This is a genomic window from Pseudonocardia petroleophila (assembly GCF_014235185.1).
Lineage (GTDB): Bacteria > Actinomycetota > Actinomycetes > Mycobacteriales > Pseudonocardiaceae > Pseudonocardia > Pseudonocardia petroleophila.
In genome coordinates this window covers 2176168-2197405 of the sequence record NZ_CP060131.1, presented here as the reverse complement: position 1 = coordinate 2197405, position 21238 = coordinate 2176168, and the positions used below count along the sequence as shown (strand labels likewise).

The window sequence follows — 21238 nt, the reverse complement described above, 5'->3', positions numbered from 1 at the left end:
TCAGCCTGCGCCGTGGATGGCCACCTCGGTCGCCTTGACCACGAACCAGAGGTCCGCCCCGGGCTCCACGGCCAGGTCGGCCACCGCGGCCGGGGTGACGTCCGCGGCGAGGCCGTCGACCCAGGCGGGGCCGCCCGGCGCGGCCCCGGCGCGCAGCCGCACGACGTCGCCGCGGGGCTCGATCGCGGCCAGCCGCACCGGGAGCACGTTGCGCGGGCTGCCCTCGGGCGGGCTCGCGTAGACGGCGACCGCCGACGGCGGGAACACCGCCACCGCCGCGTCCCCGACCTCGACGCCGTCGGCCCGGCCGGAGACGAGCAGGCCGTCGGGGGTGCGCAGGCCCGCGGCGTCGCGGACTCCCGGGACCAGGTCGAGCCCGGCGATCCGCGCGGTGAACGGGCTGCGCGGGCGGGCCAGCACGTCGCGGGTGCCGCCGACCTCGACCACCCGCCCGTCGGTGAGCACGACGACGCGGTCGGCGAGCACGAGGGCGTCGAGCGCGGAGTGGGTGACGAGCACGGCGGTCCGCTTGCCGTCGCGGACGACCCGGCGCAGCAGCGCGCGCATCGCCGGGGTGGCGTCGACGTCGAGGGCGGCCAGCGGCTCGTCGAGCAGCAGCAGCCCGGGCTCCGGCGCCAGCGCCCGGGCCAGCGCGACCCGCTGCTGCTGGCCGCCGGACATCTGCGACGGCTTGCGGTCGCCGAGCGCGGCGGCGTCGACGCCGGCCAGCAGCTCCTCGGCCCGCTCCTGGGCCTCCCGGCGCGGCATCCCCCGGGCGCGCGGCCCGAACGCGATGTTGTCGAGCGCGGAGAGGTGCGGGAACAGCAGGGCCTGCTGGGCGAGCAGGCCCACCCCGCGCCGGTGCGGCGGCACGTGCACGCCCGCCGCGGTGTCGGTGACGACGCGGTCCCCCACCCGCACGAACCCCTCGTCGGGGCGCAGCAGCCCGGACAGCACGCCGAGCAGCGTCGACTTGCCCGCGCCGTTGGGCCCGAGCACGGCGAGCACCTCGCCGGGGGCCGCGGTGATCGACACGTCGAGGGTGAACGCGGGGCGGCGCACGACGATCCGCGCCTCGAGACCGGTGCTCATCGCACTCCCCCGCTGCGCGAGCTCGGCGCTGCGGACGGCCGCCGCGCCCATGACGAGCTCGCGGGCTCGCTCATGACGCCACCGTCCGGGGCCGCGCGATCGCGATGACCAGGACCGCGACGACGACGAGCAGCAGCGACAGCGCCACGGCGGCGTCCACGTCGGACTCCCTGGCCAGGTAGACGAGCAGCGGCAGCGTCCGCGTCGTCCCCTCCAGGCTCCCCGCGAACGCGATGGTCGCCCCGAACTCGCCGAGGCAGCGGGCGAACGCGAGCACCGCCCCCGACAGCAACCCGGGCAGCACGAGCGGCACCGTCACCCGCCGGAACGCGAGCGCGGGCGAGGCCCCGAGGGTGGCCGCGACGGCCTCGTAGCGCTGCCCGGACGTGCGCAGCGCCCCCTCCAGGCTGACGACGAGGAACGGCAGCGCGACGAACGTCTGCGCGAGGACGACCGCCGCCGTCGTGTACGGCACGGTGATGCCGAACGCCAGGTCCAGACCCTGCCCGACGAGCCCGGTGCGGCCCACGAGGTAGAGCAGCGCCAGCCCGCCGACGACGGGCGGCAGCACCAGCGGCAGCAGCACCACCGACCGCAGGAACTGCAGGCCGGGCAGGTGGCCCCTGGCGAGCACGACCGCGAGCGGGCCGCCCAGCAGGATGCAGATCGCCGTGGAGCAGCTCGCCGTGATCAGCGACAGGCGCAGCGCGTCGAGCGAGGCCTCGCTGAGCAGGAGCTCGGGCAGCCGCGGCCAGTCGGTCCGCAGACCCAGCCCGACGACGGGCAGCGCGATCAGCGCGAACGCGAGCCCCGCGGGGATCCACAGGAAGCGGGGGAGGCCGACCGCCGCCCGATCGGCGCGGCCGGCCCTCCTCGCGGTGACCGGTGTCGTCACGGAGCCCCGACGAAGCCGGCCCCCGTGAGCACCGCCTGGCCGTCGGCGCCGGTGACCAGGTCGGTCCACGCCCTCGCCAGCTCGGGCTGCGGTGCGGAGGTGAGGACGCCGATCGGGTAGTCGGTGACCGCCGAGGCGGACTCGGGGAACGCGATGCCCTCGACGCTGTCGCCGGCCGACGCGACGTCGGTCACGTAGACCAGGCCGGCGTCGGCGTTGCCGGTGGTGACGCGGCCCAGCGTCGAGCGGACGTCGGGCTCCTCGCTGACCGGCGTCAGCGTGATGCCGGTGGCCGTCTCGATCTTCTCGGCCGCGGCCCCGCAGGGCACCTGCGGGGCGCAGACGACGACCTGCAGGTCGGGTCGGGCCAGGTCGGCGAAGCCGGTGATGTTCTCCGGGTTGCCGGGCGCGGTGACGATCTGCAGCTCGTTCTGCGCGAACACCTCCGGGGTGCCCTCGATCAGGCCCGCGTCGGTGACGGTCGCCATCGTGGCCGCGCTGGCCGCGGCGAACACGTCGGCCGGCCCGCCGTTGACGAGCTGCTGCGCGAGATCGGACGACGCGCCGTAGTTGAGGACGACGTCGACGCCCGGGTTGTCGGCCTCGAAGCGCGTCTCCAGCTCGGTGAACACGTCGGTCAGCGACGCCGCGGCGAACACCGTCAGGGTGCGCTCCTCCGGGAAGGCCGACTCCGCGGGTGCGGGATCGGCGGCGCCGCCTCCGCAGCCCGCCAGTACCAGCGCGGCCGCACCGACGGCCAGCAGACGCAGCTTCATGACGCTCCTCCGGGGGTCTCCACGACCACGTTGGTCGACTTGATGACGGCGACCGCGAGGACGCCGGGCTCGAGCTTCATCTCGTGGACCGCCTCGGCCGACAGCAGCGAGACGATCCGGTGCGGGCCGCACTGCATCTCCACCTGGGCCATCACCGGGTCGGTCTTCACCGAGGTCACAAGCCCGACGAGGCGGTTGCGCGCCGAGCGCTGCACCCCCGAGGGGTCCGGCGGGACGTGGGCGCTCTCGCGCGCGAACCGGGCGAGCGCGGCCCCGTCGATCACCTTGCGGTTGGACGCGTCGGGCTGCGCGGGGAGCGTCCCGGCGTCGACCCAGCGACGGACGGTGTCGTCGCTGACCCCCAGCAGGCGGGCGGCTTCGGCGATCCTGAACTGCGGCACGCGGTGGACTCTATATCCGATCCTGCGGTTCGGAGGAGGGCGGTGCGGAGATCGTGACCGGACACCCGGTCCCTGTGGTGTGATGCGGACGTGGACTTCGAACCCAGCGCCGTGGCCGCCGACTACACCGAGCGCATGCGCGCGTTCCTCGACGAGCACGTCCTCCCGGCCGAGGCCGCGTACGACGCGTTCCGCGCCGAGCGCCGGGGGACGCCCGACGAGTGGGCCCTGCCGCCCGTCGTCGAGGAGCTCAAGACCGAGGCCCGCAGCCGCGGCCTGTGGAACCTGTTCCTGCCGTCGCTGTCGGGCCTGAGCAACCTCGAGTACGCGCAGGTCGCCGAGGTGTCCGGCTGGTCGCCGGTGATCGCCCCCGAGGCGATCAACTGCCAGGCGCCCGACACCGGCAACATGGAGACGCTGCACCTGTTCGGCACGCCCGAGCAGAAGGCCGAGTGGCTCCAGCCGCTGCTGGACGGCGAGATCCGGTCCGGGTTCGCGATGACCGAGCCCGACGTCGCGTCCTCCGACGCCACCAACGTGCAGACGACGATCCGCCGCGAGGGCGACGAGTACGTCATCTCGGGCCGGAAGTGGTGGATCTCCGGCGCGGCCGACGACCGCTGCAAGATCTTCATCGTCATGGGCAAGACCGACCTGGAGGCGGCCACGCACCGCCAGCAGTCGATGGTGCTGGTGGCCCGCGACACCCCCGGCCTGACGATCACCCGCAACCTGCCGACGTTCGGCTACCAGGACCAGCACGGCCACTCGGAGCTGCACTTCGAGGACGTGCGCGTGCCCGTGTCGAACCTGCTGGGCGAGGAGGGCGGCGGCTTCGCCATCGCCCAGGCCCGCCTCGGCCCCGGCCGCATCCACCACTGCATGCGCCTGATCGGGATGGCCGAGCGCGCGATCGACCTGATGGTGCGGCGCGCGCAGTCCCGCGTCGCGTTCGGCCGCCCGCTCTCCGAGCAGGGCGTGGTGCGCGAGCAGATCGCGCAGTCGCGGATCGAGGTGGAGCAGGCCCGCCTGCTCGTCTACAAGACGGCGTGGCTGATCGACCGGTACGGGGCGAAGGGGGCGGCCACCGAGATCGCCGCGATCAAGGTGATCACCCCGCGGATCGCCTGCGACGTCATCGACCGCGCCATCCAGATCCACGGCGGCGCCGGCATGAGCGACGACACCCCGCTGGCCTACTTCTACGTCTGGGCCCGCGCCCTGCGCCTGGCCGACGGACCCGACGAGGTGCACCTGCGCACGGTGGCCCGCCAGGAGCTGGGCCGACACGGCTGACCTTTCGGACAGCCGTCGAAACCCGGGCATCTGCGGTACGCAGCGCGAATCGGATCCGCGTCTGCGGAGAAGTGCGTTTGCGCAGGTCGGCGGCCGAATGGCCGAGTCACGGGCCGGTTACGCTGAGGGGGTGACGCCCTCCGAGCTCGGCCTCCCCGCAGTGCGTGGAGCCACCACCCGAGACCCGGCCCGCCCCGACGACGCCCGGCTGATCGACACCTTCGGGCGGGTCGCCACGGACCTGCGGATCTCGCTGACCGACCGCTGCAACCTGCGCTGCTCCTACTGCATGCCCGCCGAGGGCCTGGACTGGATGCCGCGCGACGAGCAGCTCACCGACGACGAGCTGATGCGCCTCATCGGCATCGCGGTGCGCGACCTCGGCATCGAGGAGCTGCGCTTCACCGGCGGCGAACCCATGCTGCGCAAGGGCCTGGAGGGACTGGTGTCGGCCTCGGCCGCACTGGAGCCCCGGCCCGACATCTCGCTGACGACCAACGGCATCGGCCTCGCGCGCCGCGCCGAGTCGCTGGCGGCCGCGGGCGTCAACCGACTCAACGTCTCGATGGACACGCTGCGCGCCGACCGGTTCGCCACCATCACCCGCCGCGACCGCCTCTCCGACGTCCTCGACGGCCTCGTCGCGGCCCGGCAGGCCGGCCTCGGCCCGGTCAAGATCAATACTGTGCTGCTGCGCGGGATGAACGACGACGAGGCCTGCGACCTGCTGCGCTTCGCCGTCGAGGGCGGCTACGAGCTGCGCTTCATCGAGCAGATGCCGCTCGACGCCCAGCACGGCTGGGAGCGCACCGAGATGATCACCGCGGGCGAGATCCTGGACAAGCTCCAGGCCGAGTTCACGCTCACCCCCGACGCCGTCGCCCGCGGCGGCGCGCCTGCCGAGCGCTGGATCGTCGACGGCGGGCCGGCCGCGGTGGGCGTCATCGCCTCGGTGACGCGCCCGTTCTGCGGCGCCTGCGACCGCACCCGCCTCACCGCCGACGGGCAGGTCCGCTCGTGCCTGTTCGCGCGCACCGAGACCGACCTGCGCGCGATGGTCCGCGGCGGCTGCTCCGACGCGGAGATCGCCGACACCTGGCGCCACGCCATGTGGGGCAAGCTCGCCGGACACGGCATCGACGACCCAGGCTTCCTGCAGCCGGACCGCCCGATGAGCGCCATCGGGGGCTGAGAGGATGGCTGCCGTGACCACCACCACCGTCGCCGTCCGCTACTTCGCGGCCGCCCGCGCGGCCGCGGGAGCGGAGACCGAGAAGGTCCAGCTCCCGGCCGACGCCACCGTCGCCGACGCGCTCACCGCGCTGCGCGCGCAGCACGGTCCGGAGTTCGGCACGGTGCTCGACCGCTGCAGCTTCCTGCTCGACGAGGTGGCCGTGCGCGACCGCTCCGCCGTGCTGGGGCCGGACGCCGTCCTCGACGTCCTGCCCCCCTTCGCCGGGGGCTGACACTCCCCCGGCGACGGGGCCGACTCAGGCCAGCGAGCGCGCGAACCCGGTGACGTCCCGCACGGCCGCGGCGTACACGTCGGGCAGCGCGGCCGGGAACAGGATCTCGCCCACGTGGCACAGGCCCGGGTTGATCCGGCCGACCGAGCTGACCCCGGCCCGGAGCAGCAGCCGGTGGTAGGCCAGTCCCTCGTCGCGCAGCGGGTCGAGCTCGTTGACCGTGATGGCGTGCGGCGGCAGCCCCTCCACGTCGGCGACGCCCGCGGCGTACGGCCAGCACGTCGGGTCGTCGGCGTGCGCGCCGTCGGGGTCGTAGACGGCCGCCAGCACCGGGAACAGCGAGACGTTGAGCCAGTACTGGTCGTTTTCGCGCAGCGACGGCAGCTCGGCCGGGACGTCCGCCCACGACCCGAGGATGTACGGGCTCTGCGCGTAGACCCCGGCGATCTCGTCCGCCCAGCCCTCCCGCTTCGCCTTGAGCGCCAGCGCGAGGGAGAGGTTGGCCCCGCCCGAGTCCCCCGTGACGACGACGTGCGACCCGCCCAGCTCGCCGAGGTGCGCGTGCACCCAGCGCAGCCCGGTGGCGCAGTCGTCGAGGCCGGACGGGAACGGGTGCGACCCGAGTGCGCCGCCGCCGTTGCGGTACTCGACCCCGACCACGACGGTGCCGGCCGCGGCGAGGCGGCGGCGCCAGTGCGTGTAGAGCGGGCCCTCGGTGGCCAGCATGACCATCCCGCCGCCGTGCACCTGGTACAGGCACGGCAGCGGGCCCTCGACGCCCTCGGGCCGGTGCACGTGCAGCCGGATCTCGTGCCCGCCCTCACCGGTGATCGTGATCAGCTCCTCGCGGACCCCGTCGACCGCAGGGGCGTCCTGCGCGAGCGCGGTGAACAGGCCCTCGAACCCGACCTCGACGGCCTCGACGAACCCGAGGAGCTCCTCGCGCGGGGCGTCGGGGCCGAGCGGGGCGCCGTCGGCGGGCCCGTCGATGCCGAACGCGGCGAACACCGCGACCATCCGGGGATCGGCCCGCGGGTCGGTGCCGATCGTCAGGTCGGGGTCGCCGAGGCGGCCGGGTGCAGCGCTCACGGTGGCGTCGGTGCTCATGCGCTCTCCTCGTCGAGATCGTGCAACACGTCGGCCGACTGTCGCGTGGATGCGACACGACCGCCCCTCTGTCGCTAGTATGAGGTGGGTCACAGAAGGCCGTCAACGCCGCCGGGAGGGACCGTGTCCGCCACACCGCTGCAGCGCCGGCTCGCCGGGGGCACCGCGGAACGCCCCACGGCGCTCGACGCGTTCGCCCTCGCCCGCCGCACGTTCCAGGCGGGGCTGCGGCTGGACATGCAGGCGCTGGCCGCGGAGCTGGGCGTCAACCGGGCCACGCTCTACCGCTGGGTGGGGTCGCGCGAGCTGCTGCTCCGCGAGGTGATCTGGTCGCTCACCGAGCGCACGCTCGCCCGCTCCCCCGACGGGACGCCCCTCGCGGAGACGCTGACCGGCTTCGTCCGCGACGTCCTCGCCCATCCCGGCATGCACCGGTACCTGGCCGAGGAGGGCGAGTCCGCGCTGCGCCTGCTGACGCTGCGCGCGGGGGGCTACCAGCAGCGGCTGGTCGCGCTCGTGCGCGGGCGGATCGAGGCCGACACCGCGGCGGGGCGGCTGCACAGCCCGATCCCGGTGGACGACCTCGCCTACACCGTGGTCCGGATCGTCGAGTCCTACGTGTACCTCGAGGTGATCACCGGCGAGGAGCCCGACGGCGACCGCGCGGGCCGGGTGCTGCAGGCGCTGCTGCCCGCCCGTCCCGGAGGACCGGCTCAGCCGACCACGTCCCGGTAGCCGCGCCACCCGCCGACGGACCCGGCCGCGAGCACGGCGTGGACCGTCGCCCGCGAGACGACGTCGGCCGCCGCGGCCTGCACCGCGAACAGCTCCTGCGGTCCCGGCGCCGGGCGGGTGGTCGTGGACAGGCCGAAGACCACGTCCCCGTCCATGATCGTGTGCACCGGGGAGACCGCGCGGGCCAGCCCGTCGTGGCCCATCGTCGCGAGCCGGCGGCAGCCCGCCTTGTCGAGCGCGACGTCGGTGGCCACGACGACGAGCGTGGTGGCGGTGCCCGGCTCGGGGGACGGCGGCGGCTGCCGCAGCACGGCGCGGGCGGCGTCGTCCACGGCGATCTCCGGGAACTCGCCCGGCAGGCCCGTCCGCAGCCCGAGCGGCAGGCCGGTGGCCGGGTCGAGCGCCGAGCCCACCGCGTTGAGGACGACCAGCGCCGCGACCGTCGCACCGCCGTCGAGCACCGCACTCGCCGTGCCGACGCCGCCCTTGAGCCCGCCCGCCACGGCCCCGGTCCCGGCCCCCACGGCACCCTGCGCCACCGGGCCGGCGGAGGCGGCGTCGTACGCGGCGGCCCCCAGGTCCGCGTCCGGGCGCGCGCTGAAGTCGCCGCCGCGGCCCAGGTCGAACAGCACCGCACCCGGCACGATCGGCACCACCCCGCCGGGCACCTCGAACCCGGTCCCGGCCGCCTCCAGCCGCGCGACGACCCCGCCCGCGGCCGCGAGCCCGTACGCGCTGCCGCCCGTCAGCAGGACGGCGTGGACGCGCTGCACGGTGGCGCCGGGGTCGAGCAGGTCGGTCTCGCGGGTGCCGGGGGCGGAGCCCCGCACGTCGACGCCGCCGACGGCCCCACCGGGCGGCGCCAGCACGACGGTGGTGCCGGTCAGGGCACCCGGCCGGTCGAGGGCCGCGTGCCCGACCCGCAGGCCGGCGACGTCGGTGAGGCCGTTGTGCTCGCCCGTCTTCATCGGCCCATCCTCACCCCTCTGCTCAGTCGTCCACGCGGGTGTCCGACACCGGCTGCCCGTCGAGGCAGGACAGGCGCATCTCCACCTCGGTGTCCTCGGACTCGAAGCGCACCCGCCCGGCGTCCTCGGCACCCTCGTCGTGCACGCGGAAGCCCTGGGCCGGGCTGGCCGACACCACCTCGACGGCGCCGCCGGTGCACCGGGCCACGACCGTTCCGCCGGGCCCGGCCAGCACCACCGGGGCGGTCGTGGCCGGGCCGGCCGCCGGCGTCGTCGGCTCCGCCGCCGCGGGCGCGGAGGTGGCCAGCAGGCGCTCGACCTCGGCGGCGGTCAGCGGGTCCGAGCCCGACCCCGCGGTCCCGGCTCCCACGATCCCGGCCCCGATCGCGCCGACGGCCGTCAGCCCGATCGCCGTCGACCCGACGACCGCCGCGGCCCAGGCGAGCACCGCGGTGAGGGCACGGGTGGTCGGGGGCACCGGACCAGGATGCCGCGCACCGGCCTAACGGAGCCCTAAGGCGGGCCCAACAGCACCGCCGGAGGAGTTCCCGCACCCCGCCAGCTGGCCTACGGTTCGGCCGTGGCCCAGGTGCTCCTCGTCGAGGACGATCCGACGATCCGTGCCGCGCTGATCCGCGGGCTGACCGAGCGCGGCCACGCCGTCGACTCGGCGGGCACCGCGCTGGCGGGGCTGGAGCGCGCCGTCACGCACCGCCCCGACCTGGTCGTCCTCGACCTCGGCCTGCCCGATCTCGACGGCACCACCGTGCTGCGGATGCTGCGCGGCGCCAGCCGGGTGCCCGTCATCGTCGCGACGGCGCGGGACGACGAGCGCGAGATCGTCGCGGTGCTCGACGCCGGGGCCGACGACTACCTGGTCAAGCCGTTCAGCGCCGCGCAGCTCGACGCCCGGATCCGCGCCGTGCTGCGCCGGGGCGGGGAGAGCGCGGGCGATCCGGAGGTCGTCGTCGGCGGGCTGCGGATCGATCCGCGGTCGCGGCGCGCCAGCCTCGACGGCACCCCGCTCGACCTCACCCCCCGCGAGTTCGCGCTGCTGCACCACCTCGCCGCCCGCGCCGACGCGGTCGTCAGCAAGAAGGAGCTGCTCACCGAGGTGTGGCAGCTGCCCTACGGCGGCGCCGACAAGACCGTCGACGTGCACCTGTCGTGGCTGCGCCGCAAGCTCGGCGAGACCGCGCAGGCCCCGCGCTACCTGCACGCCGTGCGCGGGGTGGGCGTGCGCATCTCCGCCCCGGAGGCCTGAGCGGTGCGCAGGCGCGTGCTGGTGCTCGTCGCGGCCACCACCTCCCTCGTGCTGATCGCGTTCCTCGTGCCGCTGGCGCTGCTGCTGCGGACGGTGGCCGCGGACCGGGCGGTGCAGGCCGCCACCTCGGAGGTGCAGACGCTCAGCTCGCTGGTGGCCACCTCGGACCGCGCAGGCCTCGCGCTCACGGTGCAGCTGCTCGACGCCACTTCCGCCGCCGACGTCACGGTGTTCCTCGCCGACGGCACCGTGGTGGGGACGGCCGCGGCGCGCAGCCCGCTGGTCGAGCTGGCCGCCCGGGGCCGCAGCGCCACCGGCATCGTCCCGGGCGGCCGGGAGATCGTGTTCGCCGTGCGGGACCCGGCCGGGGCCGCCGCGGTGATCCGCACGTTCGTGCCCGACGCCGCGCTCACCGCCGGGGTGACGCGGGCCTGGCTGCTGCTGGCCGCGCTCGGCGTCGGGCTGCTGGCGATCAGCCTCCTGGTCGCCGACCGGCTCGCCCGCTCCCTCGTGCGCACCACCGCCGAGCTGGCGTCGGTGTCGCACCGGCTCGCCGACGGCGACCTCGCCGCGCGGGCCGCCACCGACGGGCCCGCCGAGCTCGCCGTCGTCGCGGGGGCGCTGAACGGCCTCGCCGGCCGCATCGACGGGCTGCTGCGCGAGGAGCGCGAGGCCGTGGCCGATCTCGCGCACCGCGTCCGGACCCCGCTCACGGCGCTGCGCCTGGACGCCGAGGCCCTCGCCGAGCCGGCCGACGCCGCCCGCATCGGCGACGGCGTCGACGGCGTCCAGCGGGCCGTCACGCTCGCCATCGAGCAGGCCAGGCGCCGGACCCCCGGCCCCGGCGCCGCGGCCGGCTGCGACGCCGCGGCGGCCGTACGCGAGCGCGTCGCGTTCTGGGCGGTGCTGGCCGAGGACACCGACCGCCCGACGTACGTCGACATCGCCCCCGGCCCGCTGACCGTCGCCGTCGCGCGGGCGGACCTCGAGGCCGCCGTCGACGCCCTGCTCGGCAACGTGTTCGCCCACACCCCCGACGGCACGGCGTTCGCGGTGCACCTCGCCCGCGGCGCGGACGGTGCCGGCGCCGTGCTGACGGTGTCCGACGACGGCCCCGGCCCCGCACCCGGCAGCGACCCGCTGCGCCGCGGTACGAGCGGTGCGGGCTCGACCGGGCTGGGCCTCGACATCGCGCGGCGGGTCGGCGAGCGGTCCCGCGGGGGCCTCGACCTGCACCCGGGTCCCCGGGGCGGGCTGGCCGTCGTCCTGCGGATGGGCGCGCCGGACGAGGGCTCCCGTTAGGGATCGCGCAGCGCGTCGCTAGCCCGGTCCCGGCGAACGTGGTCCCCACAGCGGACGTCACCCCGACGCCGCCGGACCCACCGGAGGACCCCGTGACCACCACCCGCATCGCCACCCTGGCCGCCACCGCCTCGATCGCCCTCGTCGCGCTCGGCGGCACCGCGCTCGCCCTGGGCGCGGACGACACCCCCGCACCCACCCCGGTCCCGGTCAGCGCGGGCACCGTCGACGACCCCACCCCGACCACCGCCCCCACCACGACGGGCGGCGCCACGCCGACGAGCAGCGCCGGCTCCACCCCGGACGACCCGGCGGACCGGGAGCGGGCCGTGACCGTCGCGCTCGAGCGCATCGGCGGGGGCCGGGTCACCGGCGTCGAGCGCGAGACGGAGCACGGCCGCACGGAGTGGAAGGTCGAGATCGTCGAGGGCGGCGTGGAGCACGACGTCCGCGTCGACACCGCCACCGGAGCGGTGACCCGGGTGGACCTCGACGACGACCGCGGCGGCGACGACCGCGGCGGCGACGACCGGCTCGGGGACGACCGGGGCGGGGACGACCGGGGCGGGGACGACCGGGGCGGGGACGACCGGGGCGGCAGTGGTCGTGGCGGCCACGACGACGGCCCCGGCCACGACGTCGGCGACGACCACGGCGGCGACGACGACTGACCGAACCGCACCCCGGCACCGCAGCCGCCGACCGGCGGGTGCGGTGCCGGTCAGGGCCGGTCCGGGGTGCGGGCTCCGCGCAGCACCAGCTCGATGCGCTCCAGCAGGAGCGTCGTGAGATCGGCCGGGTCGGCGGAGTCCAGCCAGCGGCTCAGCGTGTCGAAGTACACGGCCGTCAGCACCTCCCCGATCGTCGTCGCCGGGGTGCCCGCGTCGAGCTCTCCCGTGGAGAGGCCGTGCTCGACCGCGGCCAGCACCGAGTCGGGCACGACCCGCCGGCGGGCGATCGCCTCGTAGTGCGGGTGGAGCGCGCGGGCGAGGTCGCGCTCCGCCTCGTTGATCCCGGCGAGGGCCCGGTAGACCCCGGTGAGCCGCTCGGTCGCCGTCCGGCCCGCGGCGACCGACCCGGCCGCCGCGTCGATGAGGCGACGGCGGCGCTCGCCCCACGCCAGCACCAGGTCGTCCTTGCGCGGGTAGTGGTTGAGCACGGTCTGGCGCACCACACCGGCCGCGGCCGCGACGTCGGCCATGGACGTGCCCTCGTAGCCGTCGGCCGCGAACAGCTCCAGCGCGGTGTCCAGGATCGCGGCGCGCGTCCGCTCGCGCTTGCTCACCGGTCGCCCTTGACATTTATGGGCACCAGACCAAAAATAGGCACATGACCAATCTAGCAGACACGAGCTTCCGCGAGTTCCTGGTCGACCGGATCGCCGCGTCCGACGCGTTCGTCGACGGGGAGATCGGCCCGCTCGACACGATCTCGACCCGCACGTCGCCGGCCAGCATCTTCCCGCCCAACGGGCTGACCGTGACCGGAGCCGACGAGGTCAACGCGTTCAACGCCCGGGGGCCGCCGCCTTCGGGCCCGGCGGCGAGAACGCCTTCGAGGTGATCCACAGCTCGGCCGACGGCGACCTGGCCTACCTCGTCGGCGTCCAGCACTCCCGGGTGCGGATCCAGGGACAGCCCGATCCCGTCCCGATGCACCTGCGGCTGACCGAGGTCTTCCGCCGCGAGACCGACGGCTGGAAGCTGATCCACCGGCACGCCGATCCGGCGGCCCGGGAGGACGGCGACTGAGTGTCCGATTCCCGCCGGAACGGGGTCGTGCCGGGGGCGAGCATGGACGCATGCGCACCCCCGCGACCCCCGCCCGGACGGACCTGGAGCACCAGCTCGACACCGACGGCGTGGCGACCGTCCCCGGACTCCTCACGCCGGAGCAGTGCGCCGAGCTCGTCGCGGTGTTCGACGACGACGCCCGCTTCCGCAGCACCGTCGTGATGCAGCGGGTCGGGTTCGGGGCCGGCACCTACCGCTACTTCGCCGACCCGCTGCCCGAGCTCGTGCAGCACCTGCGCCGCACGCTCTACCCCCGGCTCGCGGCCGTGGCCAACGAGTGGGCCGGACGCCTCGGCGAGGATCCCTACCCCACCTCGCTCGACGGCCTGCTCGACATGTGCGCCGACGCGGGCCAGCACCGCCCCACCCCGCTGCTGCTGCGCTACGGGCCCGCCGACTACAACTGCCTGCACCAGGATGTCTACGGGGACGTCACGTTCCCGCTGCAGCTGCTGGTGATGCTCAGCCGCCCGGACGAGGACTTCACCGGCGGCGAGAGCGTGTTCGTCGAGCAGCGGCCGCGGCAGCAGTCGCGGCCGGTGGTGCTGCGACGGTCGGCCCATCCCCGACCGCCGTGAGGCCACCCCGCCGCCGGGGACGGCGGCAGGGTGGCCTCAGGGTCGCGTACGACGCGCGGGGCGCTCAGGCGCGGGCGCGCCGGATCAGGAGGACGATCAGGAACAGCAGTGCGCCGCCGCCGAGGACCGGAGCGAGGCGCTTGAGGACGGGCGAGCCCGCGGTGTCGAGCAGGTCGATCGCGTCGATCTCGCTCTTCATCGGGGTGAACTGCCGGGCGGCGGGCGCAGTGGCCGTGACACCGGACGACGCCGGGGTCGACGACAGCGCCGGGCCGGCGGACGCGGTGCCGTTGGTGCCGGCCGGGGCCTCGGCGACGGGGGCCGGGGCGGACTCCGCGGGGGCCTCCACCTCGGGCGACAGCTTCTTCGCCACGCACGCCGCGAACTGACCGATGATCTTGTCGGCGACGTCGGAGATGACGCCGCGGCCGAACTGCGCGGGGCGCCCGGTGATCGTCATGTCGGTGACCATCGTGACCGCGGTCTTGTTCGGACCGTCGGCGACCATCGTGCCGGTGACCGTGGCGTTCGCGGTGCCGTTGCCGCGGGAGTCGCGGCCGCTGGCCTCGATCTTCACCGTGTGGTTGGCGTCGTCGCGGTCGACGTAGGTGCCCTTGCCCTTGTAGGTCAGCGAGATCGGGCCCAGCTTCACCTTCACGGTGCCGCTGAACGACTCACCCTCGTACTCGGTGAGCGTGGCGCCCGGGAAGCACGGCGCGATCATGTCGGGGGTGTTGAGAGCGACCCAGGCCTTCTCGATGGGTGCCTCGATGGTGAACTTGTTCTCCAACTGCATGGGGTCTCCTCACGAGACAGACGCCCGCCCCGGTGGCCGGGACGGGCGTCTGCGTAATCGGTACGAGCGTCAGCCCGCGGCGGCCAGCACCGCGCGGCCGGTCAGCACCTTGGCCAGGTGCTCACGGTAGTCCGCGGCGGCGTCGGCGTCACTCGGTGCCGCCGTGCCCTCGGTCGCACGCTCGGCCGCGGCGCGCACCGCGTCGGCCGTGGCCGGCTGTCCGACGAGCGCCTGCTCCACGCCGGTGGCGCGGATCGGCGTGGTGCCCATGTTCGTCAGCCCGACGCGGGCCTCGGAGATGGTGCCGCCGTCGACCTTGATGGCCGCGGCGACCGCGCACATCGACCAGGCCTGCGCCGTGCGGTTGAACTTCTCGTACTGGCTGCCCCAGCCGGTGTACTTCGGGAACCGGATCTCGGTGAGGATCTCGCCCTCGCCGATGGCGGTCGTGAAGTAGTCGACGAAGAACTCCTGCGCCGACACCGTGCGGGTGCCGCCGGAACCGGCGATGACCAGCTCGGCCTCCAGCGCGAGCGCCGGGGCGCCCAGGTCGCCCGCGGGGTCGGCGTGGGCGAGCGAGCCGCCCAGCGTGCCGCGGTGGCGCACCTGGTTGTCGGCCACCGTCTCGACGGCCTGGCCGAGCAGCGCGACGTGCTGCTTCACCAGGTCGTCGCGGACGATGTCGTAATAGCTGGTCATCGCGCCGATGGCGATGCGGTCGCCGTCCTCGCGGATGCCGCGGAGCTCCGCGATCCCGCCGAGGTCGATGATCACCGACGGCGCCGCGAGGCGCAGCCGCAGCACGGGGATCAGGCTCTGGCCGCCGGCCAGGATCTTGGCGTCGTCCCCGCCCTGCTCCAGGGCCGTGATCGCCTCGGCGACGGACGCCGGCTTGACGTAGTCGAACTTGGAGGGAATCACTCGGTCTCTCCCTGCGGGTTGTTCGGGTCGATCGAGCCCAGGCCGGCACCCGGCGAGTGGGTGTCGATCGGGGTCTCCTGGGTGGTGTTGCCCTTGGCCTCCTGGATGGCCCGCCACACCCGCTGCGAGGTGCAGGGCATCTCGACGTTCTTCACGCCGAGGTGGCGCAGGGCGTCGATCACCGAGTTGACGATGGCCGGGGTGGAGGCGATGGTGCCCGCCTCGCCGACGCCCTTGACGCCCAGCGGGTTCGACGTGGCCGGCGTGGACACCGTGGCGGTGTCGAAGCTGGGCAGGTCGGCCGCGGACGGCAGGGTGTAGTCGACGAACGTGCCGTTGACCAGGGTGCCCTGGTCGTCGTAGTTCGCCTCCTCGAACAGGGCCTGCGCGATGCCCTGGGCGAGACCGCCGTGCACCTGGCCCTCGACGATCAGCGGGTTGACGACGGTGCCGATGTCGTCGACGCAGACGTACTTGCGCAGGTCGACGTGCCCGGTCTCGGTGTCGATCTCGACGGCCGCGAGGTGCGTGCCGTGCGGGAACGAGAAGTTCTCCGGGTCGTAGACGGCGTCGGCGTCGAGGTTGGGCTCCATGTCCTCGGGATAGTCGTGCGCCATGAAGGCGGCGAACGCGATCTCCTGGATGGCCTTGCCCTTGTCGGTGCCCTTGACCGTGAACTGCCCGGCCGAGAACTCGATGTCGTCCTCGGACGCCTCGAGCAGGTGGGCGGCGATCTTCTTGGCCTTGGCGACGACCTTCTCCGCGGCCTTGACGATCGCGATGCCGCCGACGACCAGCGAGCGCGAGCCGTAGGTGTCGAGGCCCTTCGGCGAGATCTGCGTGTCGCCGTGCAGGATCTCGACGTCCTCGAACGGCACGCCGAGCTGGTCGGCGACGATCTGGCTGAACGCCGTCTCGTGGCCCTGCCCGTGCGCGGACGCACCGGTGATGACCTCGACCTTGCCGGTGGCGAGCATCCGGATGCTGGCGGCCTCCCAGCCACCGGCGCCGTAGGCCAGCGAGCCGAGCACGCGGGACGGCGCGAGGCCGCACATCTCGGTGAACGTCGAGATGCCGATGCCGAGCTGGACCTTGTCGCCGTTGGCGCGGCGCTCGGCCTGCTCGCGGCGCAGGCCCGCGTAGTCGAAGGACTCCATCGCCTGGGCGGTGGCCTGCTCGTAGTTGCCCGAGTCGTAGGTCAGGCCCACGACCGTGGTGAACGGGAACTCCTCGTGGGTGATCCAGTTCTTCTTGCGCAGCTCCATCGGCTCGATGCCGAGCTCGACCGCGAGCTCGTCCATGATCCGCTCGATGCCGAACGTGGCCTCGGGACGACCGGCACCGCGGTAGGCGTCGGTGAGCGTCTTGGTGGTGAACACGTTGGTGCAGGTGAACTTCAGCGCCGGGAACTTGTAGATCGAGTTGAACATGAACGCGCCGAGGATCGGCACACCCGGGCCGACGAGGCCGAGGTAGGCGCCCATGTCGGCGAGCAGGTGGACGTCGAGGCCGGTGACCGTGCCGTCGCGCTTCGCCGTGATCGTCAGGTCCTGGATCTGGTCGCGGCCGTGGTGCGCGGCGAGCAGGGACTCCGAGCGCGTCTCGTTCCACTTGATCGGCTTGCCGGTCTTCTGCGCGAGGACGACGCAGAGCATCTCCTCGGGCAGGACGCCGATCTTGCCGCCGAAGCCGCCGCCCACGTCGGGGGCGATGACGCGCAGCTTGGACTCCGGGACGCCGAGCGTCACCGTGGTCATGGTGCGCAGGATGTGCGGGACCTGCGTGGCGGCCCAGACGGTGATCTGCTCACCGGTCGGGTCGACGACGCACGCGCGCGGCTCCATGAACGCCGGGATCAGGCGCTGCTGGATGAAGCGGCGCTTGAGGACGATCGAGTCGGGGTCGGCCTCGGCCGCGGCGATCGCGTCGTCGATGCTGCTGCCGGTGCCGGCCGCGCCCGAGTCGAAGACCCAGGTGGCGTTCTCGTTGGTGCCCAGGTCCGGGTGGACCAGCGTGGCACCCTCCTTGATCGCGTCCTCCATGTTGAGGACGGGCTCGAGCGGCTCGTAGTCGACCTCGACGAGGTCGGCCGCGTCGCGCGCCTCGGCGGCGGAGCGGGCGAGCACCACGGCCACGCCCTCACCGGCGAAGTGCACGGTGGTGGAGGCGAGCAGCGGGCGCTGCGGGGACTTCATGTCGGGCGTGATCGGCCAGGCGCAGGGCAGGCCGACGGCCTCGACACCCAGGTCGGCGGCCGTGTAGACGCCGATGACGCCGGGCGAGGCCTCGGCGGCGGACTTGTCGACACCGGTGATCGTGGCGTGCGCCAGCGGCGAGCGCACCACGTGCAGGTGCAGCATGCCGTTGAGGTTGATGGAGTCGGTGAACTTGGTCCGGCCGGTGATCAGGCGCGCGTCCTCCTTGCGGGTGCGCGCCTTGCCGAACTCGAGCGTGGTGGGATCAGCGGTGGTCGTCATGCTCAGCTACCCCCTCCGGCCACGGAGACCGGGGCGTCGGTCTGGGCGTGCGCGCCCGGCTTCATCTTCTGCGCCGCCGACTGCACCGCCCGGACGATGTTCTGGTAACCCGTGCAGCGGCAGAGGTTGCCCTCGATGCCCTCACGGACCTCGTGCTCGTCGGGGTCGGGGTTGTCCCCGAGCAGGTCGATGGCCTGCATGATCATTCCCGGCGTGCAGTAGCCGCACTGCAGGGCGTGCTTCTCGTTGAAGGCTTCCTGCACGGGGTGCAGCTTGCCGTCACGGGCGATGCCCTCGATCGTGGTGACCTCAGCGCCGTCCGCCTGGACCGCGAGGACCGAGCAGGACTTCACGCTCTGGCCGTTGAGGTGCACGGTGCATGCACCGCAGTTGCTGGTGTCACACCCCACGAGGGTGCCGGTCTTGCCGAGGCGTTCCCTCAGGTAGTGGACCAACAACGTACGGGGCTCGACGTCGTCGGCGTAGTTCACGCCGTCGACGGTGACCCGGACCTGTGCCATATGTCTTCTCCTAGGCAACGACGTCGGTGACTGTTCACGCACCACTGCCTTGTGGTGGCGCCCACATCTCACCGCTGATCATCGGGCCGTGCAACGAAGCCGACCCTGACCTCACCGGCCACGATCGGCCCTGGTCACGCCCACCTCACGCGGACTCCGCTGAAGCGGATCAGATCGCTGATCAGGTCCGCAGGAGCGGAGCAAGATCCTCCCGTTTGTCAACCATTTGGACCAACCCGGACGGACGGTCCCGACGGCCTCAGCGGCGCGGCCGTGCGGTGCGCCGCGGCCCCCCACCAGAGCCCGGCGCCGTAGGCGAGGTCGTCGAGGCGGTGCGCGAGCACGTGGGAGGCCGGGTCCGGGCGCACGCGGGCGTCGCGGTCGCGGTGCCGCCACCAGTCGAGGGCCCCCTCGGCCAGCGCGATCGCGAGCACCCGGCGGCGGGCCCGGCGCGACACCGCGCACGCGACGAGCGAGAGCGGCCAGTAGTGGCGCGTCACGGCGTCGGCGGTCTGCGAGAGCGCCCCGACCGACCCGAGCCCGACGAGCCGCGCCGCGGTGGCGCGCGGGTGCCGGACGTCGAGCCTGCGGGACAGCCGCTCGACGGCCACCGCCCCCACGACGCCCGCGGCCGCGACGGCCCACGGCCGCGCGAGCAGGGCCAGCGCGGCGACGGCGGCCGAGGTCGGGCTCAGCACCATCGGCGGCACGGAGCCGTGGTGGCGCAGCGCGAGCGGGGCCGCCCCCGTGCCGTACTGCGCCTTGCGCCACCACCACGTCCCGAGCGTCGTGCGGTGGTCGTGGGCGACGCGCGAGCCGGGCGCGTACCGCAGCCGCCAGCCGTCGGCGTGCAGGCGCAGCACCAGGTCGACGTCCTCGGCCACGTGCATGTCCTCGTCGAACCCGGCGCCCGCGGCGTCGCGGCGCACCACCATCGCCGCGCTCGGCACGTAGGCGACGCGCGAGCGCGGGACGATCAGCGCCGGGTCGGGGCCGAGGTCGAGCGAGGAGTGCACGGCCTCGTAGCGGCCCAGCCAGCCGACGACCGGGGCGAGCGCGACGATCCGCGGCGCGGCCAGCCCGACGGCGGGGTCGGCGAACACCGCGAGCAGCGGGGCCAGCCAGCCCTCCTCGGGCACGACGTCGGAGTCGAGGAACGCGACCAGCGGCGTCGCCGCGGCGCGCAGGCCCGTGTTGCGGGCGGCCGAGGCCCCCCGGCTCGTCCCGTGCCGCAGCACGGTGGCCCGCGGACCGGCGGCGGCGCGGATCGCGGCGGGATCGGCCGAGCCGTCGTCGACGACGACCAGCGCCCCCACCCCGCCGGGCGCTCCGACCTCGCCCAGCGCGGCCACCAGCCGCTGCAGCCCGTCGACGCGGTCCTTCACCGGCACGACGACGGTGACGGCCCCGGGCCCCGGCCCGGGCGGCCCGTCGACCGGGTGGGCGATGCCGACGTCGAGCAGGCGGCGGGCGAGCGCGCGCGACGTCGGGCCGTCGACGGTGACCGCGCCCGAGGACAGCAGCGCCCGGCCGGCGGCCGCCAGCCGCAGCATCCGCGGCGGCGCCCCGCCGAGGAGCACGGCGCCGTCGTCGACGCTGCGGGTGCGGCGGTCGAGCGTCACCCGCACGCCGTCGGGGAGCGCGGTGTCGGCCGGCCCGGGGGTGCGCATCCCGGCAGCGTAGGTCGGCCCGTCTCTGGCACGCTCGGCGCGTGATCGACCTCCCGCGCTACGGCCACCGCTCCCTCGCCGAGGTGCTGCCCGCGCTGATGCGCGCGCTGGGGATGCCGGAGCCGGCGTCCGACCTCGTCGTGGAGCCGGTGCGGGCGGCGGCGCTGCTGCTCGTCGACGGGCTGGGCTCGGAGCTGCTGGCCGCGCACGCCGCCGACGCGCCGTTCCTCGCCTCGCTGGCCGACGCCGGGCCGGTGACCGTGGGCTTCCCGTCCAGCACCTCGATCAGCCTGGCGTCGGTGGGCACCGGGTTGCCGCCGGGTGCGCACGGCCTGCTCGGGATCACCTTCCGCGTCGACGGCGAGCTGCTCGACTCGCTGAAGTGGACCTCCCACGGCGTGGACCGCCCGGTCGACCTGCGCGAGTCCCGGCCGCCCGAGACCGTCCAGCCCACCCCCACCGCGCTGGAGCGCGCGTCCGCGGCCGGGATCGGGGTCACCGTGGTGTCGAACCAGGTGTTCCGCGGCTCGGGCCTGACCCGCGCGGCGCTGCGCGGCGGGCGCTACCGCGGCGTGCACGCACTCGGCGACCTGGCCGTCGAGGTGATCGCCGCGCTCGCCGGTCCGGAGCGCCGGCTCTGCTACGGCTACCACGCCGACCTCGACGCGATGGGCCACCTGCACGGGCCGGGCAGCCTCGCCTGGCGGATCCAGCTCGCCCAGGTCGACCGGCTCGCCCAGCGGATCGTGGAGAACCTGCCGCCCGGAGCGGTGCTGGCGATCACCGGCGACCACGGGATGGTGCACGCCGACCGGATCTTCGACGCCGACACCGACGAGGCCCTGCAGCACGGCGTCCTGCTGCTCGGCGGCGACGCCCGCGCCCGGCACGTCTACGCGCGACCGGGGGCCGCCGACGACGTGCTCGCCGCGTGGCGGGCCGTCCTGCGCGACGACGCGTGGGTGGTGCCGGGCGAGCAGGCCGTCGCCGAGGGGTGGTTCGGGCCGGTCGCGCCCGGGATGCGCGACCGGGTCGGCGACGTCGTGGTGGCGGCCCGCGGCACCGCCGCCGTGATCCGGTCCGGGGCCGAGCCGCTGATCTCGCGGATGCCCGGCCAGCACGGCTCGCTGACCTCCGCCGAGCAGCTCGTGCCGCTGCTCCTGGCCACCGGCTGACCCGT

24 protein-coding genes are annotated in these 21238 nt (G+C 74.7%); 11 read left to right on the top strand and 13 right to left on the bottom strand.

The window, feature by feature from the left end; translation table 11 throughout:
- From H6H00_RS11095 to H6H00_RS11080, 4 genes are all read right to left on the bottom strand, one after another.
- Complete coding sequence (locus H6H00_RS11095) at positions 1-1092, bottom strand: sulfate/molybdate ABC transporter ATP-binding protein (RefSeq protein WP_185721201.1); 1092 nt, start codon at positions 1090-1092, stop codon at positions 1-3.
- Positions 1093-1162: 70 nt separating this feature from the next.
- The gene (locus H6H00_RS11090; protein WP_255425692.1) at positions 1163-1987 is read right to left on the bottom strand and encodes an ABC transporter permease; all 825 of its coding nucleotides are present in this window, start codon (positions 1985-1987) and stop codon (positions 1163-1165) included.
- Positions 1984-2763 (bottom strand): molybdate ABC transporter substrate-binding protein, encoded by a 780-nt coding sequence (gene modA / locus H6H00_RS11085; protein ID WP_185721200.1) that lies wholly within the window; start codon positions 2761-2763, stop codon positions 1984-1986. Before modA ends, H6H00_RS11090 begins: the two co-directional genes overlap by 4 nt.
- Positions 2760-3164, bottom strand: coding sequence for a TOBE domain-containing protein (locus H6H00_RS11080; protein WP_185721199.1), 405 nt, complete (start codon positions 3162-3164; stop codon positions 2760-2762). The genes modA and H6H00_RS11080 overlap by 4 nt, the downstream gene beginning before the upstream one ends.
- 90 nt (positions 3165-3254) lie before the next feature.
- Between H6H00_RS11080 and H6H00_RS11075 the strand changes: the two genes are divergently transcribed.
- The 3 genes from H6H00_RS11075 (at position 3255) to H6H00_RS11065 (ending at position 5926) form a co-directional block, all read left to right on the top strand.
- Positions 3255-4460: an acyl-CoA dehydrogenase family protein gene (locus H6H00_RS11075; protein WP_185721198.1), complete on the top strand. Its 1206-nt coding sequence runs from the start codon at positions 3255-3257 to the stop codon at positions 4458-4460.
- Positions 4461-4590: 130 nt separating this feature from the next.
- On the top strand, positions 4591-5652 hold the full coding sequence (gene moaA / locus H6H00_RS11070; RefSeq protein WP_344736496.1) for a GTP 3',8-cyclase MoaA: 1062 nt from the start codon (positions 4591-4593) through the stop codon (positions 5650-5652).
- Between the two features lie 4 nt (positions 5653-5656).
- Positions 5657-5926, top strand: coding sequence for a MoaD/ThiS family protein (locus H6H00_RS11065; RefSeq protein ID WP_185721196.1), 270 nt, complete (start codon positions 5657-5659; stop codon positions 5924-5926).
- 24 nt (positions 5927-5950) lie between these two features.
- On the opposite strand, the gene H6H00_RS11060 is transcribed toward H6H00_RS11065, so the two are convergent.
- On the bottom strand, positions 5951-7033 hold the full coding sequence (locus H6H00_RS11060; RefSeq protein WP_185721195.1) for an alpha/beta hydrolase: 1083 nt from the start codon (positions 7031-7033) through the stop codon (positions 5951-5953).
- A 123-nt stretch (positions 7034-7156) separates the two neighbouring features.
- On the opposite strand from H6H00_RS11060, the gene H6H00_RS11055 reads away from it, so the two are divergent.
- Positions 7157-7768: a QsdR family transcriptional regulator gene (locus tag H6H00_RS11055; RefSeq protein ID WP_255425690.1), complete on the top strand. Its 612-nt coding sequence runs from the start codon at positions 7157-7159 to the stop codon at positions 7766-7768.
- On the opposite strand, the gene H6H00_RS11050 is transcribed toward H6H00_RS11055, so the two are convergent.
- Both H6H00_RS11050 and H6H00_RS11045 read right to left on the bottom strand, forming a co-directional pair.
- Entirely contained in the window at positions 7747-8736 is a 990-nt protein-coding gene (locus H6H00_RS11050) for a P1 family peptidase (RefSeq protein WP_185721194.1), read from the bottom strand. The two genes, H6H00_RS11055 and H6H00_RS11050, sit on opposite strands and share 22 nt — an antisense overlap.
- A 22-nt stretch (positions 8737-8758) precedes the next feature.
- The gene (locus tag H6H00_RS11045) at positions 8759-9214 is read right to left on the bottom strand and encodes a hypothetical protein (RefSeq protein ID WP_185721193.1); all 456 of its coding nucleotides are present in this window, start codon (positions 9212-9214) and stop codon (positions 8759-8761) included.
- A 102-nt stretch (positions 9215-9316) separates the two neighbouring features.
- Between H6H00_RS11045 and H6H00_RS11040 the strand changes: the two genes are divergently transcribed.
- The 3 genes from H6H00_RS11040 (at position 9317) to H6H00_RS11030 (ending at position 11973) form a co-directional block, all read left to right on the top strand.
- Positions 9317-10000 carry a response regulator transcription factor gene (locus tag H6H00_RS11040; protein WP_185721192.1) on the top strand — a complete coding sequence of 228 codons (684 nt, stop codon included), beginning with the start codon at positions 9317-9319 and terminating at the stop codon, positions 9998-10000.
- Between the two features lie 3 nt (positions 10001-10003).
- A complete protein-coding gene (locus H6H00_RS11035) occupies positions 10004-11302 on the top strand; it encodes a sensor histidine kinase (protein WP_185721191.1) in 1299 nt (432 codons plus the stop codon).
- A gap of 92 nt (positions 11303-11394) precedes the next feature.
- Positions 11395-11973 carry a PepSY domain-containing protein gene (locus tag H6H00_RS11030; RefSeq protein ID WP_185721190.1) on the top strand — a complete coding sequence of 193 codons (579 nt, stop codon included), beginning with the start codon at positions 11395-11397 and terminating at the stop codon, positions 11971-11973.
- Between the two features lie 50 nt (positions 11974-12023).
- Here H6H00_RS11030 and H6H00_RS11025 read toward each other — a convergent pair whose 3' ends face one another.
- On the bottom strand, positions 12024-12587 hold the full coding sequence (locus tag H6H00_RS11025; protein ID WP_185721189.1) for a TetR/AcrR family transcriptional regulator: 564 nt from the start codon (positions 12585-12587) through the stop codon (positions 12024-12026).
- Between the two features lie 44 nt (positions 12588-12631).
- On the opposite strand from H6H00_RS11025, the gene H6H00_RS31825 reads away from it, so the two are divergent.
- From H6H00_RS31825 to H6H00_RS11015, 3 genes are read left to right on the top strand one after another with little or no spacing between them, the layout of a single operon-like run.
- The gene (locus H6H00_RS31825; protein WP_221775853.1) at positions 12632-12865 is read left to right on the top strand and encodes a hypothetical protein; all 234 of its coding nucleotides are present in this window, start codon (positions 12632-12634) and stop codon (positions 12863-12865) included.
- Entirely contained in the window at positions 12862-13053 is a 192-nt protein-coding gene (locus H6H00_RS31820; protein WP_221775852.1) for a nuclear transport factor 2 family protein, read from the top strand. The genes H6H00_RS31825 and H6H00_RS31820 overlap by 4 nt, the downstream gene beginning before the upstream one ends.
- A gap of 50 nt (positions 13054-13103) precedes the next feature.
- On the top strand, positions 13104-13673 hold the full coding sequence (locus H6H00_RS11015; RefSeq protein WP_185721188.1) for a 2OG-Fe(II) oxygenase: 570 nt from the start codon (positions 13104-13106) through the stop codon (positions 13671-13673).
- A 64-nt stretch (positions 13674-13737) separates the two neighbouring features.
- On the opposite strand, the gene H6H00_RS11010 is transcribed toward H6H00_RS11015, so the two are convergent.
- The 5 genes from H6H00_RS11010 to mftF all read right to left on the bottom strand — a co-directional run bounded on the left by H6H00_RS11010 (position 13738) and on the right by mftF (position 20058).
- Entirely contained in the window at positions 13738-14469 is a 732-nt protein-coding gene (locus H6H00_RS11010; RefSeq protein ID WP_185721187.1) for an SRPBCC family protein, read from the bottom strand.
- A 69-nt stretch (positions 14470-14538) separates the two neighbouring features.
- Complete coding sequence (locus H6H00_RS11005) at positions 14539-15390, bottom strand: FAD binding domain-containing protein (RefSeq protein ID WP_185721186.1); 852 nt, start codon at positions 15388-15390, stop codon at positions 14539-14541.
- A complete protein-coding gene (locus tag H6H00_RS11000) occupies positions 15387-17867 on the bottom strand; it encodes a xanthine dehydrogenase family protein molybdopterin-binding subunit (protein ID WP_185721185.1) in 2481 nt (826 codons plus the stop codon). Before H6H00_RS11000 ends, H6H00_RS11005 begins: the two co-directional genes overlap by 4 nt.
- A gap of 2 nt (positions 17868-17869) precedes the next feature.
- Positions 17870-18388, bottom strand: a complete 519-nt coding sequence (locus tag H6H00_RS10995; protein WP_185721184.1) for a (2Fe-2S)-binding protein — start codon at positions 18386-18388, stop codon at positions 17870-17872.
- 218 nt (positions 18389-18606) lie between these two features.
- Positions 18607-20058 (bottom strand): mycofactocin biosynthesis glycosyltransferase MftF, encoded by a 1452-nt coding sequence (gene mftF, locus H6H00_RS10990; RefSeq protein ID WP_185721183.1) that lies wholly within the window; start codon positions 20056-20058, stop codon positions 18607-18609.
- A gap of 98 nt (positions 20059-20156) precedes the next feature.
- Between mftF and H6H00_RS10985 the strand changes: the two genes are divergently transcribed.
- Entirely contained in the window at positions 20157-21233 is a 1077-nt protein-coding gene (locus tag H6H00_RS10985; protein WP_185722340.1) for an alkaline phosphatase family protein, read from the top strand.
- Positions 21234-21238: the final 5 nt, after the last annotated feature.